Origin of the sequence: Fictibacillus sp. 5RED26 (assembly GCF_015903895.1) — a bacterium.
GTDB classification, from domain to species: Bacteria; Bacillota; Bacilli; order Bacillales; family Fictibacillaceae; genus Fictibacillus; species Fictibacillus phosphorivorans.
In genome coordinates, this window is sequence record NZ_JACZDU010000002.1 from 227,571 (window position 1) to 244,737 (window position 17,167).

A 17,167-nucleotide genomic window follows, 5' to 3' on the forward strand; every position below is an offset into this window, starting at 1 on the left:
GTGATACGGTTAGCGGATGGCTTGTATATCTGTCATCTAAACGGTCATATTTTAAGGATTGTCTATAAAGGCAAGAATGAATGTGAAATCTATTTAGGTGATGAGTATCAAGGTAGGGCACCGTTTGATTATGTGAAAAAGAAATTAAATTTTATGGAAAAGAAATGGAACACGTCTAAAATCACTAACTATCAGTATCAAGAACTAAAGTCCTCGTTCGATACTCTAGTCTGAATGTGAAGGCACTGCCCTAATGGTATATCGGGCAGTGCCTTTCTTTCGTTTATCATGTAAATGGTGCAAATTTATATTTTTTCACAAAAAAGCTGGCACTCTTAACTGATTGTTCTCACTTATGTAGCCAGCTTTAATCGAAATATTTTTGTCAACTATCCGTTTACAACCTTACCACCATTAATATGAATCATCTGCCCAGATACATAGGAAGAATCTTCGCTCGCTAGATACACATAAGCAGGTGCAAGTTCCTCTGGCTGACCTGGTCGGCCCATCGGTGTGTCTTTACCGAACTGCTCTACTTTATCTGCGGTGAAAGTAGAAGGGATGAGCGGTGTCCAGATCGGACCTGGCGCAATACCGTTCACACGGATTCCTTTTTTAACAAGATTATTCGACAAAGAACGAGTAAACGACACGATCGCACCTTTTGTTGACGCATAATCGATCAACTCCGGATGACCTTGATATGCTGTAATCGAAGCCGTATTAATGATCGAACTTCCTTGCTTCAAATGTGGAAGCGCAGCTTTCGTCAGGTGGAACATGCTGAATATATTTGTACGGAATGTTTTCTCAAGCTGTTCCGCTGTAATGTCCTCAAAGTTCTGCTGTGGATGCTGTTCTGCTGCGTTATTCACCAGAACGTCCAGTCCGCCGAACGAACCAACCACATCGCGAACCGTTTGTTCACAGAACGATTCGTCTCCGATATCTCCCCGAATCAACAAGCATTTCACGCCTTCTTGCTCGATTTGTGTCTTCGTTTCTTCAGCGTCTCCTGATTCCTCTAGATAGACGACCGCAACGTTCGCGCCTTCTTTCGCAAATGCAATAGCGGCTGCTTTACCAATTCCGCTGTCTCCGCCCGTAATCAGTGTGGATTTTCCTTTCAGTTTTCCGCTACCTTTATACGTTGGGCTTTCCGATTGAGGCTTAGGTGTCATTTCAGATTCTACACCTGGTTGATGGTTTTGATGCTGTGCGGGTTGTCCTTTTGGATGCTCTTGATTAGACATAGACATTATCACTCCTTATATTTCTTCCTAACTCTTTTCTTCCCATCTCACATATGAATAAACATCCACACATGCTAACCCCAAAAAAAATTTCACTCCTGATGGCTCTTTTTATCGTTGATCAGACATTTATTGGATGAGTCAAATGATGAGGAGGAACAAATTTGAGAGCGGGAAATATTTATCAATTTAAATACCTGAGTCAGTTTCGCAGTGTAAAGGAGTTTAATGAACACAAAGAAAGGTATTTGCAATTTTACCCGGATCAGTTTACACATTCAGAATTTATTGCTTTTGAAGTATTAACCCAATTCAGTGTGGTTGTCCCAGGTGTGGCTAACGCGAAGATTGCGACACTCGTTTCAGCTTGCCGAGGTAGACAAGGCGGGGTGTCTCGTGCGACATTTGTACGCATGCTGCGCAAAGCCAAAAGAACAGGCTATCTTACTGTTCATAAAACATACCGTTCAAGTGGTGGATTCGCACATAATGTATTTGTTTTTCAACCAATTGACACATCCGTGAATACACAAATGACTTACCGTGCCAACAGTGAAAACTTTACTGAGAGTAAGTCAGAAGAGATTTTTGAAGCCCCAGAAACGGAAAAACTCTTTTTAAATCTGCAAAATAAAGATAAAAACATACGTCAGGAAGACAACGTTTTAACTTTACATGCGCCATCTTCATCTTCTTTTGAAAACCTTGATTATTCTTTCGTTCCAGATACGGTGCCGCAAACGTTTATTCAAACGGTAAGACCCTTTTTCAATCGTGCTTCAGAGATTTTTACATTTTGGGAAAAGGCGTTAATGGCATACCGACAACTAAACTTATATCAGCCGCTTGAACACATGACAGACCTTGTTATTCATGCTTTTAAGACAACTGTCTTTCAATACAAGCATCGCAAAATCAAGACAAGTTTCATGGCGTATTATTATGGCACGTTAATAACGATGTTATCTGCTGAAAAAAGAAAAGAGCATATCATAGGTTCTAGCGTTCCAAGATACAACTGGATAGACGCAGAAAATACATATTCTAGTAGTCTATGACACAATGAATTTGATATACTATTATTTGTAAAATGTAAATATTAGGATAAGTTGGTGCGAAATGAGAAAAGGTATTATTGTGTTTGTGGTCGCGTTGCTATTATTTAGTGTGCTTCCTATTAACATGGAACTTGCTGAAGCAACAGAGTCTGAGGTAGCCGTTTCACTTATTCATGATGTAGATCAACGTTCTTCTTTAAATTTTTCTTTAAAAGGATCGTTTAAAGAGGTTACTAGCGGAAAAAATTTAGTTGCAGGCAAAACATATACAGTAAAAGTAGAAAACGGGCAGCTTGGAATATACGATGGGAGTACATTGTTTACAAAACAACCAAGTCTTTCATTACAACCAGCAGGTATATCTCCTAGTCACTTGACTACGTTAAATGGAAAAGTAAACCGATCATACATGGGAACGATGAACTTTAAAGTTGAAGGGAAATACGTTCGCCCTGTAAACATTGTTCCAGTTGAAGAATATATACAAGGTGTTCTTCCTGGTGAGTTATACCGATCGTACCATATTCATACAATGCGTTCTCAGGCGATTATTGCGAGAACGTACCTCACACATTGGCTAGGGAAGAAAACGATTACTGACACAACTTCTTTCCAGCGGTACGTGGGATATAGCATGGACTATCATAATTTTATTAAAGCTGTGATTGAAACAAAAGGTAAAATTCTTACCTACAATGGAAAGACGATTGACGCCGTATACTCATCATCGAATGGTGGCTATTCAGAAACAAACACTGGTGCATGGCCAGGTGGAAGTGCTGTGGATCTGCCTTATTTTCCTGCCAAATCCGATTCATATGATATGAAAAGTCAGGATCGTGCAATCATTGCTAAATCACAATTCTCACTAACCGGACTTCAAGTATTGGATTCCGATCAGTGGTGGGGAATGGAAGAGAAGAATAAAGTATTTGCTTCACAGTTAAAGAGAATGTTTCTGCCAAACGAACATGATGCGAAGGTAGTAGATGTAAACCTCTTCGCGATTTCCGATGAGCGGACAAAAGGAAATAGAATTAAGAGTGCTAACGTAGATTTCAATTACATCATGAAGGATTCAAACGGAAAAGTGATAACGGATGAAAATGGTTCAGCTAAAAAATTCAGGAAACAACTTACCTTAACTAGTACTCAGTTCAAGTATGCGCTTGAAATAAACAGTACGCTTGTTACAGCGTTTACCCCTTCATCATCTCAATATCAGATCGATGTCGTTGGAAATGGGCACGGTGTTGGAATGAGTCAGACGGGTGCTAACGTTATGGCTATTCAAGGAAAAGGCTTCCGAGAGATCCTAGCATTCTATTATCCTGGTACAACGATTACCAACGACAAAACAGTAAATATCCCGACAACCGCTCTTCAGTTAAAGGGAACGATTAATTACGAAGGAACAAATATACGTACTTCACCGACGGGGTCAGTTATTACAACAGGAAAACTTGGACAAGCGGTAACCGTGATCGGTAAATCAGGTGCGTTCTTCAAAGTTAAAATAGGGACGACGATAGGCTACGTGAACGAGCATTATGTGACGATTGATCAAACTATTTCTTATAAGAATGGAATTACACCTATTACATCTGGTCAGGTTCTTTACCTTGGTTCTCCTGTTGTTTCCAAAAATAATACGCTATACTTGCCGCTGCCAGGTCTAGCTAGTCGTTATAAGATGAAGTTGAGCTCAACATCGTCTACATTTACAGTTGTCGATGGATCGCGCAAGGTGGCTGCTTCTCACTTGAGCAAGTATGCAACAGTGAACGGGAAGAAAATTTTGCTTACGGCAAAACCAGAAAAGTACTACAACAAGGTCTATGTACCACTGGCTTTCTTAAAACAAACTGGTTTAGTTCCTTCTTATTATGAGGAGAAGGCGGAGCAAGTTTTGTGGATTAATAAATGATGAAAAAGCTCTTTAGAGGATAATCTCTAAAGAGCTTTTTATATTAGAGAATGGGTGCACACCGCTAAAGTATGGAACCAGAAAAAAATGTTATCTCCAACTCCGCTTCGTTCAGGTTAGAAAGATAAAGCAATCCCACAAGTCATAGTTATGATTAGTTTTTACGCTTTTTACGGTACGTGTTTTTATATTTGTTACACGTTCGCTCAATTCTGCCCCCGTTACGCTCAAAAAGACTATAGTTTCGCGCAGTGAACCCGCCGTTTCACTCCAACTAGTTCATGTTTCACTCCAACCAGCCCTCGTTTCGCTCACACCCACCCAATCCAGCAAAAAAACAACCGTAACTTCCACCCCAAATCACTCCTTACAACCCGAAAACGAAACCCCAAACAAAAAAGCCAGCATAAAAGGCGAGTTCTGCACCTTTCATGCTAGCTTTCCACACAACTATTATTGTTTTGCTACATCCACGATACGTCCTTCAACTTGTGGATCTACTTTTACTAATTTTGCTACATAGTCACGAAGGTTTTCCCAGTCAGATGCACCTAGGTCTGTTACGCGGCCTTGCGCATAAGCGTCAGCGAATACTGTGTATCCGTCTCCGCCTTTAGCTGTAAATGCGTTTGTTGCAATTACATATTCTTTAGCGGTATCGATCGCTGTATATGTGCCATCTGCGTTCTTCACTTCCATGGAAACTACGCGGCTGCCAGCAGCTTTTGTGCTATCAAACTTGAACTTCATGCCAGACACGTGTAGGAAACCGCCGCTTTCTTTTGGAGATTGGCTTACACTGTGCTCAAGAGCAGTCTTAATTTCCGCACCAGTTAACTTCATAGTAGCTAATGTGTTACCAAACGGAAGAGTCGTTAATACATCACCGTACGTGATTTCACCTTGGTCGATTGGCGCACGAATTCCGCCACCGTTTTGGAACGCCATCACAACATCTTTGTTGTATTCTTTCGCTTTATCTAACATACCATCAGTGATTAAGTTTCCAAGTGGTGTTTCGTTGCTGCGTACACTTGGTCCAACATCGTTAGAACGAGGGTTCTCAAGTGCTTTTTCTGCTGTAGCACCTGTTGGCTTGTTTTTTAACTCATCGATTTTGCTAGAGTATTTCTTTAGAAGTTCAGCAGCTTCTGGATCTGCTGCTTTGTCAGCAATCTTGATCAACTGACCAGCTTGTCCAACCACTTTACCTTTTTTATCGAACTGAACATCAAGTGTTCCTAGGAAATCGCTGTATTGATATGCTTGTACGATGACAGTTGGATTCTTTTTCTTTCCTTTATAATTCGTGTCCACGACAACTGGCTGATCCAGTTGTGTATGGCTGTGACCGCCAACGATGATGTCGATGCCATCAACGTATTTAGCTAATTCTAGATCGTTATCATATTCTGGATTATCATCGTAACCAAGATGAGTAATTGCCACAATCTTATTTACGCCAAAAAGCTGAAGCAAGCGTACTTCTTTTGCTGCTTCTTTAATGTAATTTTCGAATACTACACCTTCAGGACTAGAGATATCTGCTGTTTCTTCAGTCGTTAGACCGATGAAGCCAACATACTCGCCGTTAATTCTTTGCATCACAGAAGAGTAAACACTGCCGTCCTTCGGCTTAATTGAATACCCTTTATATAATTTCTTTAATAATGGATCCTGAGAAAAGTTTACGTTTGTACTTACAAAAGGAAACTCCGCATTCTTTACGAAGTCAGCTAATGCTTGGTGGCCTTCAGGGCTTGAACCAAGATCGAACTCGTGATTACCGAATGTCATAAGGTCATAGTCCATAAGATTCATAAATTCAAGATCCGCTTGTCCTTTGAACTCATTGAAATAGAGCGTACCAGAGAAAACATCACCTGCATCTAACAACAATGCGTCAGGCTTAGCTGCTCGAACTTCTTTTACAGCAGTCACCTTTTTGGCCACATTATCTAAACGAGCATGTGAATCGTTCGTGTGCATGATAGATAAGTTGAACGTTTTATCCTTGGGCGAATTTCCGTGTGCATCTACTGAAGCAGGCATTGCTAATGGGGAAGAGATAACCCCGACAGCAAGGGAACTAACTAGTAATCTTTTAAACGTGTTCTTAACTGACATCTCATCACAATCCTTTCAATTTGTCATACGAATTAAATATATCAAAGAAAATGTAAAGTAGGAGAAAAAATTTGTCGAAATATAATAAAAAATTGTAAAATTCATAGTTCGGAAGGTCATTGCTTTTCAGAGAACAGCATCTAAACGCCTAAATCATCAAAAAAAGCCAACCGTTTGGCTGACTCTTCTATGTTATTTCCACTTTTTCATTTTTTCTTTTAAGTGATCTCTCACTTCTTCTGCTTCTGATCGGTCGATGCTTCGGAAATCTCCATCATGCTTTACGATAAAGAAACTGTCTTTTGGTTTGCGTTTTCCATATGTAAGTTCGTATCCGTTATCCACGTTGCAGACGATTTTGTAAGGAGAACGAAAAAAAGGCTGCATATCTAGGGGGCCGTTCACTATATTTTCAAAGGTTGATAGATCATTTTCAATCGATATAATAGATGGTCGTTTAGAAGGCTCGACCATTAAAACGGAAATAGTAGACAAAAGTTGTCCCTCCTTTATTATCCTACTAAATAAATGGTAACATATTCCTTTTAAATTGGTAATAGGTGTAAATTGAGAGATATTGTCGAAAATGAAAATTTTTAAATCATTACATTAGAAAAACATGAGTTGAAATAATACACAATAAACTCATTACTTTTATACAACTTTCAGCATTTTACGACAAGGATTTATTAGTGTAGAAAAGTAAATAAATAGACTCAGAGCGAATGCGCTCTGAGTCTATTATCCTATTTATTTAGATACTCTTTTAATAAATTCTGTACACGCAGCTGTTCGGATTCATCAACAATTCCATACCATGTGTTTTCAATCATCTTACCTGTACTCTTAAATTCCGTATAGTTAATTTGATGTCTTGCACCTTTATAATTCTTCTGGATTTTCTTCATCTCATCGAACGTCATGTTCGTTTTCACATTTTCACCGAGGATATCTAGAATGTTATCAAACTTTGTAATGGACGAAACATTTGCACCTTTATTGATAATCGATGTAATAATCTGGCGTTGACGATCATTTCTTCCGAGGTCGCCTTTCTTATCCTCATATCTCATACGAGAATAGGCCAGGGCTGCAGTTCCGTTTAATTCTTGCTTGCCCGCTGGAAAAGAGTAGCCTTCGTAATCGAATGCTTTCGGGTTATCGACTTCTACACCGCCGACAGCATTAACAATATCTCGAAAAGATTCCATGTTCACTTTTACATAATAATCAAGAGATGTATCTAAGAAATGCTCTGCCGTATCCATTGCCATTTGTGTTCCGCCGAAAGCGTATGCGTGGTTGATTTTGTCTTCATACCCTTTTCCTATAATTTCGGTTCGGGTATCTCTAGGGATGTTGAACATGAGCATCTTTTCACTCTTTGGATCGATGGCAACGACAATCATAGTATCCGATCGTCCTCGATCACCCTCCCGTTCATCTACTCCTAATAAAAGAATGGAGATGGGTTTCAGGTCTTTCTTCTTTCCTGTAATCACGGGCTTTGGCTTGTCAGTCTCTACTTTTTCATGCATGTCATTGACTGCATCCTTAGCCGTATCATATAGGTAGTAGGCATAGCCCCCAAGACCTAATAGTACGAGTCCAACTAATACTCCTGTCACAATAAGAAATTTCTTCATGTACGTCATCGCTTCTTTCTTATGTAAAATAATGACTCTATTGGCAGTATAACATGGGCTTGTTTAAAAGAATAATCAAATTCTTGTTAGTAAAGAGGTACTAAAACACTATATTAGAATAATATCAATGAAAAACACATACTTCCATAAATTTATAAAATTTACCCTTATTTTACAAAATAGATGCTATAATACAACGAAATTATACATTTTACCAATTTATAGGTGGAGGATTTATATGGAAGAAACGATTTCGTTAAAAGAAATTGCTGTTACCTTGCGAAAACGGCTTATGTTAATCCTAATACTTGCAGCAATTGCTGTAGCAGTTAGTGGTGTAATTTCTTATTTTGTACTTACACCTCAATATCAAGCATCGACCCAAATTCTTGTAAACCAAGAGTCTAGTAATGAACCTGTGCTCGACCCGAACCAAGTACGTACGAATGTCGAGATGATTAATACATACAGCGTCATTATTAAGAGTCCGATCATATTGGATAAAGTCGTGCAAAACCTTGATCTAAGCGAAACAACCGATCAACTCATAGGGAAGATTTCGGTAAGCAGTGAGCAGAACGCGCAAGTATTTAACTTAACGATTGAAGACGCAGATCCGGCTCATGCCGTAAAGCTCGCCAACGAAATTTCAAATACGTTCAGCTCGGAAGTTCCTAAAATAATGAGTGTAGATAACGTAAAAGTGCTCTCCCCGGCTGTATTAAAAGACAACCCATCACCTGTAAAGCCGAAGCCGTTATTAAACATGGCGATCGCATTGGTCGTAGGTTTGATGGCAGGAGTGGGAATCGCTTTCTTGTTAGAGTATTTGGATAACACGATTAAGACTGAGGAAGACATTCAGAACATTCTACAGCTACCTATTCTTGGAGCGATTCCAAAGATTTCCGTTGAAGATGTGAAAGCTTCTGCAGTGAAAAAGGCTACGAATAAAAGGATGGGAAGTGAAACCCTTGAGTCGTAAATTGAAAAAATCCATTGGAGATTTAACCCAAAGAAGCTTGATTACACACATGAATCCCAAGTCCCCCATTGCTGAACAATACAGGACCATACGAACAAATATTCAATTCTCATCCATCGATAAAGAGCTGAAAACGTTAATGATTACATCTTCAGGGCCTGGGGAGGGGAAATCGACTACAGTTGCAAACTTAGCGGTCGTACTCGCTCAACAAGAAAAACGAGTACTTTTAATTGATACAGATCTGCGTAAACCAACTGTTCACTACACGTTCAAAGTAAGCAATATTTATGGTGTGACGAGTATACTAACACGTCAAACGACTTTAAGAGACACGATTGTATCTAGTAAAATCCCAAATGTAGATGTACTGCCAAGCGGACCCATTCCACCAAATCCTTCAGAGCTTATTAACTCAAAATCTATGAATGACTTAATAGAAGAAGCGAGCCGTATGTATGATTATGTTCTATTCGACACACCGCCACTTATAGCTGTAACAGATGGTCAGCTGCTTGCTCATCATGTAGATGGAGTAATCCTTGTCGTATCAAGCGGAAAGACAGAGATAGAATCTGCAACAAAAGCGAAGGAACTGTTAGAAAACGCAAACGCAAAGATTATTGGTGCAGTGTTAAATGAAAAAGAGGCAAGAAAAGAAAAGTATTATTACTATTATGGTTCTAATTAACAGTAATTTCATATCCTTCAACTTTTTTCGACAAAAAAACACCGTTGTCAGATTTTGTATGTATGTTACGATAACGTTATGATTTGGATTGAGCAAATAGAACTAGTAAAATATAACTACTAGTTCTATAGTCTTGTTAAGGAAGTGACGCATTCTGTGATTGATATACATAGTCATATCCTACCGGGACTGGATGATGGGGCTCGTACGATGGAGGATGCTGTCAAAATGGCAGAAGCTGCTGTGAAAGATGGAATTACGCACCTCTATGCCACGCCACATCACCGAAATGGAAGATATGAAAACGAGAAAGAACTCGTCATAAAAGAAGTGGAAGTACTAAATGCAGAGTTAAAAAACAGAAAGATACCATTGCACATCATCCCTGGGCAAGAAATACGATTGTACAAAGATTTAATAAAAGATATCGATCGAGGGCACTTATTGCCTTTACATAACAAAGTAAATTATTTACTAATCGAACTTCCTTCTTCACATGTACCAAACTACGCAGCAGACATTCTCTTTGAACTGAGCTTGAGACATTACCAGCCCATTCTGGTACATCCAGAGCGGAACAGCGAGATCTTGGAAAACCCAGAAATTCTATATGAATGCATTATGGCTGGAACTCATACTCAAATCACCGCAACCTCCATAATCGGTCACTTTGGAAAAAAAATCATGAATTTTTCTCATGAACTCATACAATCAAATATGGTGCACTTCCTTGCATCAGATGCTCATCATGCAGTTAATCGAGGGTTTCATATGTCAGAAGTTTTCGGAATAATCCAAAAACGGTATGGTGTAGAAACACGATTCTATCTGCAAGAAAATGCTGCACACGTGTTAAGAGGTGAAAGCATACTAATTGAACCTCCTTCTTTACTAAAAAGAAAAAGGTTTCTCGGCATCTTCTAAAACTGAAAGGAGTCAACATACGATCATGAAAAAAGTTAGAAAAGCCATCATTCCGGCAGCAGGACTGGGTACACGTTTCCTGCCCGCCACAAAAGCCATGCCTAAAGAGATGTTACCGATTGTGGACAAACCCACGATTCAGTACATCGTTGAAGAAGCGATTGAATCCGGTATTGAAGACATCATCATCGTCACAGGTAAAGGAAAACGAGCAATTGAGGATCATTTCGACCACGCCTTCGAGCTCGAGCAGAACCTGTTTGAGAAGGGAAAGTTTGAGTTATTAGAAAAAGTCAAACAGTCTTCAAAATTAGCGGATATACATTATATTCGGCAAAAAGAGCCAAAAGGTTTAGGACATGCGGTAAATTGCGCGAAAAAATTTATCGGTGATGAGCCATTTGCGGTCCTTTTAGGAGATGACATCGTTCAAGCAAACAAACCATGTCTCAAGCAATTGATCGAAAAGTACGAAGAAACAACAGCCTCAATCATTGGTGTCCAAAAGGTACCAGAAGATGAAACACATCGTTACGGAATCATCGAACCATCAAGTGAATTCCACCACCTATATGGAGTTAAGAACTTTGTAGAAAAGCCGAAGCAAGGAACCGCACCTTCGAACTTAGCGATTATGGGACGTTACATTCTAACGCCTGAAATCTTCAACTATTTGGATGAAGAGCAAGTGGGAGCAGGCGGAGAGATCCAGCTGACAGACGCGATTCAAAAATTGAACCAGTATCAACGCGTATTTGCTTATGACTTTGAAGGTACACGTTACGACGTTGGCGAAAAGCTCGGCTTTATTATGACGACGATTGATTTTGCACTAAAAGATAAAGAAATCAGCAAGCGCCTATTACCAGAATTAGAACGGCTGCTTGAGCAGATTAAAGTAAAGAACTAGAACGCGTCGTACTTGAGTTAATGAATACTCAATCTCTATTAAATAAAAATGAAATAACGAAAAGGTGATGCCTCCTTACCTATATCAACGGAGGCACTCGGCTATGCTGTGGGTGATTTTCCACCTTAGCGCGTTGTTGTCAGTAGCATGGTGTGAGGAAGGGTTAGATGCCCTATTTTTTTTACATACATAATTTTATAAAAAAATACATAAAAGGAGGGACGGAACAACGATGTCTGATTCACAAATGCAAACGATTGCGAATTCAAACCAACCAACTGTAGCGATGAGAGAAGATCCTTTTTACGAATCAACGAAAAGATTGATAGATATTGCAGGAGCGTTAGCTGGACTTATACTTTTATTACCTTTATTCATTATCATTGCCATTCTTATCAAAAAAGAAGATTCAAAAGGACCTGTTTTCTTTAAACAAATTCGGGTTGGAAAGAATGAAAAAGAATTTCATATGTTCAAGTTCCGTTCCATGGTTAGTGATGCAGAGGAAAAATTACTCGAACTTCTTCAGTTTAATGAAATTGAAGGAGCGATGTTTAAGATGAAGGAAGATCCTCGGATCACTAAGATTGGAAAATTCATACGCAAGACAAGCATAGACGAGCTGCCGCAATTATGGAACGTATTAAAAGGTGACATGAGCCTAGTGGGACCAAGACCGCCACTTCCGAGAGAAGTAGCAGAATACAACAACTATCACAAACAGAGACTTCTTGTCACACCGGGTTGTACGGGTCTTTGGCAAGTAAGTGGACGCAATCATGTGACCTTTGAAGAAATGGTGAAATTGGACATTCAATACATATCCGAGCGAAGTGTATTTTTTGATATAAAGATTATTTTTAGAACGATTAAGGTGCTGTTTGGAACAGATAATGCTTACTAGAGGTGAGGAAATGGACAAACAATCCAAGATTTATGTGGCTGGTCACCGAGGATTAGTCGGATCGGCGTTAGTAAGAAGACTAGAAAAAGAAGGCTATACCAATTTGGTGTACCGAACAAGCGGTGAAATGGATTTGACAGATAAGATTCAAGTAGATCAATTCTTTAGAGAAGAAAAAATAGACTATGTCTTTTTAGCAGCAGCTAAAGTCGGCGGAATCGTTGCAAACAACGAATATCCAGCTGACTTTATTCGTGATAACCTGCTGATCCAAACAAATGTGATCGATGCTGCTTACCGAAACGATGTGAAGAAACTACTATTCCTAGGAAGCACATGTATCTACCCAAAACTAGCACCGCAACCTTTGAAAGAAGAATACTTGTTAACTGGTTTACTAGAGCCAACGAACGAACCGTACGCCATTGCAAAAATTGCCGGTATTAAGATGTGTGAATCATACAACAGACAATATGGAACAAAATATATCTCGGTAATGCCGACTAATTTATATGGTGAGAATGATAACTTTGATCTTCATACTTCACATGTACTACCAGCATTAATTCGTAAATTTCATGAAGCAAAAGAAAACAACCAACCCTTTGTTGAAGTTTGGGGAACAGGCACACCGAAGCGCGAATTCCTTTATTCAGATGATTTAGCTGATGCATGTGTTTATTTAATGGATCATTATGAAGAAAATGAAATTGTAAATATTGGAGTAGGTGAGGATTTAGAAATTAAAGAACTAGCCTACAAGATTAAAGAAGTTGTGGGCTATGAGGGAGAATTACACTTTGATACATCCAAACCAGATGGAACGCCAAGAAAGCTGGTAGATGTGACAAAACTACATTCCTTAGGATGGAGAGCAAGCACTTCTTTAAATGAAGGTTTAGTAAAGGCATATAAAGGATTTTTAAACTACTTAGAAACTGAAAAACAAACCAATTTGGTTTGATTAGCGGGGGAAAACATGAAAAAGGCATTAATTACAGGGGTAACTGGGCAAGACGGATCCTTTCTTGCAGAATTTCTTCTAGAAAAGGGTTATGAAGTACATGGGGTGATTCGGCGTACTTCATCCTATAATCAAGAGCGTCTCGAAGATTTATTAACTGAAGAAGAGGCTAACGCTTTACTAAATAACTCAAACTTTCATCTTCATTATGGAGACGTAACCGATGCTACTAATATCATTAGTTTAATTAGTCAGATCCGACCAGACGAAATATACAACTTGGCTGCTCAATCGCATGTACGTGTTTCATTCGATATGCCGTCCTACACTTTAGATGTAGACGGAAAAGGAACACTTAATATATTAGAAGCTGTAAGGATTGCTGGACTAACTGAAACAACAAGAATCTATCAGGCATCTACTTCTGAATTATACGGAAAAGTGCAAGAAGTACCACAAAAAGAAACAACACCCTTTTATCCGCGTTCCCCTTACGGTGTAGCAAAGATTTATGGCTTCTGGATTACGAAGAACTATCGGGAGTCTTACAACATGTTCGCCGTAAATGGAATCTTGTTCAACCATGAATCAGAGCGTCGTGGAGAAACATTTGTGACACGTAAAATTACGTTGGCAGCTGCTCGGATCGCTCAAGGTAAGCAGAAAAAACTTATGCTGGGTAACCTCGATTCCCTACGGGACTGGGGCTATGCAAAAGATTATGTTGAGTGTATGTGGATGATTTTGCAGCATGACAAGCCAGAAGATTTTGTTATTGCTACTGGTGAAATGCACTCCGTTCGTGATTTTGCAGATTTAGCATTTAGGCATGCTGGTATTCAAATCGAATGGATAGGTACTGGCGTTGAGGAAAAAGGAATAAATAAAGCTACAGGTGAGGTCATTGTAGAAGTTGATCCGAAATTTTTCCGACCTGCAGAAGTAGAACAATTATTAGGTGATCCTGCAAAGTCTAGAACACTTTTGGGATGGAACCCTACTAAAACGCCTTTTAATGATTTAGTTCGAATTATGGTAACGGGTGATATGAAGAAGGTTGAGAAAGAAGAAAAGGTTAAAAGAATGTATGATTAAAACCATACCTATAAGCAGAGAAAATAATAAGGAAAGAAAAATAATAGGATGGACATGATTCTTATAAAAAAAACATCTAACAAAGTTATTTTAAAAAAAATAATAACTAATATAAGTTGGCTGTTAATAGAAAAATTAATAAAATTAGTTACTACCATAGCTGTGGGTTTATGGATAGCAAGATATTTGGGACCAAGTCAATTTGGCCAACTTAATTACAGTATAGCATATGTAGCATTATTTTCTGCTTTTGTATCATTAGGATTAGATAATATTGTAGTTAAAGAGTTGGTTCGCAATAAAAAAGTTACTGATACTTTGCTAGGAACCACCTTTATATTAAAAATTTGTGGATTTATAGTAACTTTATTTATTTTAGTTATATCTCTTTCTTTTATAGAAGTAGCAATATTAACTAAAATTTTAATATTAATTATATATTTTGGTAATATAGGTACTTTTTTTAATGTTATAGATCTTTGGTATCAACATCAAGTAGCATCTAAACTACCTGTATATGCTCGATCTGCTAGTTTGATAATATGTGCATTGATTAATATAGTTTTAATTCTTAATAAAGCAAATCTTATGTATTTTGCTATTATTACTGCAACAGAGTTAATAATATCCTCAATAGGCTTTATATTGATATATAAAATAAGCCAAAAAAAAATTAACAATTGGAAATTTTCTTCTTTTTGGGCCAAGAAATTATTAAAGGATAGCTGGCCATTAATAATCTCTAGCCTTGCAATAACTATTTATATGAGAATTGATCAAATTATGTTAGGTAACCTATACAATAATGAAGAAGTTGGGGTATATTCTGTAGCAGTTAAACTTGCTGAGTTGTGGTATTTTATCCCAATGATATTTATAAATTCATGGTTTCCTGTTTTGGTAGCATATAAAGAACGTAATCAAGAAGAGTTCATAAGAAAAGTCCAACAGATTTATGATCTAATGAGTTTAATAGCTTATGCTATAGCAATTCCAGTAACTTTTATAGCTCCATATATAATTAAGACTTTATATGGTCCTGAATATAGTGCAGCTAGTCCTGTGCTTTGTCTATACATTTGGATTGGTCTATTTGTTAATTTAGGAGTTGCTCGATCATCTTTTTTAAATGCAAATAATTGGAATCAATATCAGTTAATATCGTCCGTAAGTGGTTGTATTATTAATATTGTTTTAAATCTTTTTTTAATTCCTAAGTATGGTGCTGTCGGGGCAACGGTAGCCTCTTTGTTTTCATACTGGTTTCAAACTCATGGAATTTGTTTTTTTATTCCTAAACTAAATAAAACAGCTTTAATGTTAACTAAGTCTATTTACTCACCTTTTAGATTAATATCAATCATTAAGGGATTTCGATGAGGTGAACTAGGCTTTTAAGGAGTTAAATATGAGATATTCTTTATTTAGAACGCCATTATATAAATATACTAATATTATATTAGTATATTTATATGTAGCTTCTAATATACAAGATTTTGCTTATGGTAATCTAAAATATATTATTTTAATTTTTATAATCTTTTTAGGGATTATTTCACCGAGAATTAATTATATGCGTTTAACCAAAGAAAACGCCATCGTAATTATAGGTCTAACAATAATTTTTGTATATTATTCAATGCTTGGTTTCTTAATTGATTATGAAACACAAATTTTGTATAGTTGCTTTTTATCTGTAATATTTATTAGTTATATTTGGACAGCAGGAATATATATAAATAATTTTAAGAAATATAATCAGTTTGTTTTTCAATTTTTTCTAATCACAACTGTAATTCTCATATGGAATTATGTAAGGGATCCAGTAAATATCACTAACTTTGCGGTTATTTCTAACACTTTTAAAATAGATGATAGGGTTAGAAACTTTTTTGGATTTATACACCCTAATACAGCAGCTAACGTTTGTTTCCTTTCAATAGTTTCCAGTTTCTATTTGACTAACTACGTATTAAGGAAAAGAGGTAGTAAAATTTTATTATACTTAACAAATATCTTTGTATTTTTAATAATGTTAAGTACAGGTTCAAGAGGAGCAATCACAAGTACATTTGTATTTTATTGTACCTTTTTTCTTATTAAATATATCTATAAAGTGTCAACTTCAGTGCGTTATATTTTATCAACATTACTAGTTAGCCTTTTGTGCGTGTGTTATTTAACTTTTAACGGGATAAACACCCAAAAGGTTCTAGATTATACAAACCGTTACGCAAATTGGGAGTATTCAATTAATTATTTATTAGATAATAAAATGTTTCTTTTAGGAGTAGGCTTAACGAATCCAGGATACTTCTACACAACAGGTAGGTATCACTTTCTTAGTTCAGACAATTGGTTTGTGTACATATTCATTACAATGGGTGTGATAGGTGTCTTTTTAGTAATCATGTTAGTTAGTTATATCTTATTAAAATTATTAAATGAACCTAAATCAGTAAACATTTTTTTGCCGACACTAACTATAACGCTAATGTATTATTCAACTATGGAAAATATTTTTTATAACCCTAGCGGATTAACTTCTCTATTCTATTGGACCCTTCTTATACCCTATTTTAATAGAAAATTTTTGAAAGAAACAATTTAAGAAATTAGTTGAAAATGAACATAGCCATTGTAACGTATATCGAAAAAATTTTAGAAATCAACTCAAAGT

The 17,167-nt window shown here is 37.3% G+C and carries 16 protein-coding genes; 12 read left to right on the forward strand and 4 right to left on the reverse strand.

All coding sequences use genetic code 11. The features are described from left to right. On the forward strand, window positions 1-234 hold the full coding sequence (locus IHV10_RS09470) for a hypothetical protein (protein WP_066398552.1): 234 nt from the start codon (window positions 1-3) through the stop codon (window positions 232-234). Between the two features lie 155 nt (window positions 235-389). Here the strand turns inward: IHV10_RS09470 and IHV10_RS09475 are convergent, their stop codons facing one another. Next, entirely contained in the window at window positions 390-1,256 is an 867-nt protein-coding gene (locus IHV10_RS09475) for an SDR family oxidoreductase (protein ID WP_370629661.1), read from the reverse strand. A 164-nt stretch (window positions 1,257-1,420) separates the two neighbouring features. Between IHV10_RS09475 and IHV10_RS09480 the strand changes: the two genes are divergently transcribed. Both IHV10_RS09480 and IHV10_RS09485 read left to right on the forward strand, forming a co-directional pair. Continuing rightward, entirely contained in the window at window positions 1,421-2,314 is an 894-nt protein-coding gene (locus IHV10_RS09480) for a hypothetical protein (protein WP_197128528.1), read from the forward strand. A 61-nt stretch (window positions 2,315-2,375) separates the two neighbouring features. Continuing rightward, complete coding sequence (locus IHV10_RS09485) at window positions 2,376-4,241, forward strand: SpoIID/LytB domain-containing protein (RefSeq protein ID WP_197128530.1); 1,866 nt, start codon at window positions 2,376-2,378, stop codon at window positions 4,239-4,241. A 453-nt stretch (window positions 4,242-4,694) separates the two neighbouring features. Here IHV10_RS09485 and IHV10_RS09490 read toward each other — a convergent pair whose 3' ends face one another. The 3 genes from IHV10_RS09490 to IHV10_RS09500 form a co-directional block, all read right to left on the reverse strand. Further along, window positions 4,695-6,368, reverse strand: a complete 1,674-nt coding sequence (locus IHV10_RS09490) for a bifunctional metallophosphatase/5'-nucleotidase (RefSeq protein ID WP_231619491.1) — start codon at window positions 6,366-6,368, stop codon at window positions 4,695-4,697. Window positions 6,369-6,560: 192 nt separating this feature from the next. Beyond that, the gene (locus IHV10_RS09495; protein ID WP_197128532.1) at window positions 6,561-6,863 is read right to left on the reverse strand and encodes a DUF3846 domain-containing protein; all 303 of its coding nucleotides are present in this window, start codon (window positions 6,861-6,863) and stop codon (window positions 6,561-6,563) included. Between the two features lie 251 nt (window positions 6,864-7,114). Further along, complete coding sequence (locus IHV10_RS09500; RefSeq protein ID WP_231619492.1) at window positions 7,115-8,014, reverse strand: LCP family protein; 900 nt, start codon at window positions 8,012-8,014, stop codon at window positions 7,115-7,117. A gap of 238 nt (window positions 8,015-8,252) precedes the next feature. On the opposite strand from IHV10_RS09500, the gene IHV10_RS09505 reads away from it, so the two are divergent. From IHV10_RS09505 to IHV10_RS09545, 9 genes are all read left to right on the forward strand, one after another. Then, window positions 8,253-8,999, forward strand: coding sequence for a YveK family protein (locus tag IHV10_RS09505; RefSeq protein WP_197128536.1), 747 nt, complete (start codon window positions 8,253-8,255; stop codon window positions 8,997-8,999). A 49-nt stretch (window positions 9,000-9,048) separates the two neighbouring features. Beyond that, entirely contained in the window at window positions 9,049-9,690 is a 642-nt protein-coding gene (locus IHV10_RS09510; protein WP_197129896.1) for a CpsD/CapB family tyrosine-protein kinase, read from the forward strand. Between the two features lie 156 nt (window positions 9,691-9,846). Next, window positions 9,847-10,614 (forward strand): tyrosine-protein phosphatase, encoded by a 768-nt coding sequence (locus IHV10_RS09515; protein WP_197128538.1) that lies wholly within the window; start codon window positions 9,847-9,849, stop codon window positions 10,612-10,614. 25 nt (window positions 10,615-10,639) lie between these two features. Continuing rightward, window positions 10,640-11,524 carry a UTP--glucose-1-phosphate uridylyltransferase GalU gene (gene galU / locus IHV10_RS09520; RefSeq protein WP_197128540.1) on the forward strand — a complete coding sequence of 295 codons (885 nt, stop codon included), beginning with the start codon at window positions 10,640-10,642 and terminating at the stop codon, window positions 11,522-11,524. A gap of 247 nt (window positions 11,525-11,771) precedes the next feature. Then, window positions 11,772-12,428 (forward strand): sugar transferase, encoded by a 657-nt coding sequence (locus IHV10_RS09525; RefSeq protein ID WP_370629666.1) that lies wholly within the window; start codon window positions 11,772-11,774, stop codon window positions 12,426-12,428. A 10-nt stretch (window positions 12,429-12,438) separates the two neighbouring features. After that, complete coding sequence (gene fcl / locus IHV10_RS09530; RefSeq protein ID WP_197128544.1) at window positions 12,439-13,392, forward strand: GDP-L-fucose synthase; 954 nt, start codon at window positions 12,439-12,441, stop codon at window positions 13,390-13,392. Between the two features lie 15 nt (window positions 13,393-13,407). Continuing rightward, a complete protein-coding gene (gmd, locus tag IHV10_RS09535; RefSeq protein WP_197128546.1) occupies window positions 13,408-14,487 on the forward strand; it encodes a GDP-mannose 4,6-dehydratase in 1,080 nt (359 codons plus the stop codon). A gap of 48 nt (window positions 14,488-14,535) precedes the next feature. Beyond that, on the forward strand, window positions 14,536-15,867 hold the full coding sequence (locus IHV10_RS09540; RefSeq protein WP_197128548.1) for a flippase: 1,332 nt from the start codon (window positions 14,536-14,538) through the stop codon (window positions 15,865-15,867). Between the two features lie 28 nt (window positions 15,868-15,895). Next, on the forward strand, window positions 15,896-17,098 hold the full coding sequence (locus tag IHV10_RS09545) for an O-antigen ligase family protein (RefSeq protein ID WP_197128550.1): 1,203 nt from the start codon (window positions 15,896-15,898) through the stop codon (window positions 17,096-17,098). Window positions 17,099-17,167 lie beyond the last annotated feature (69 nt).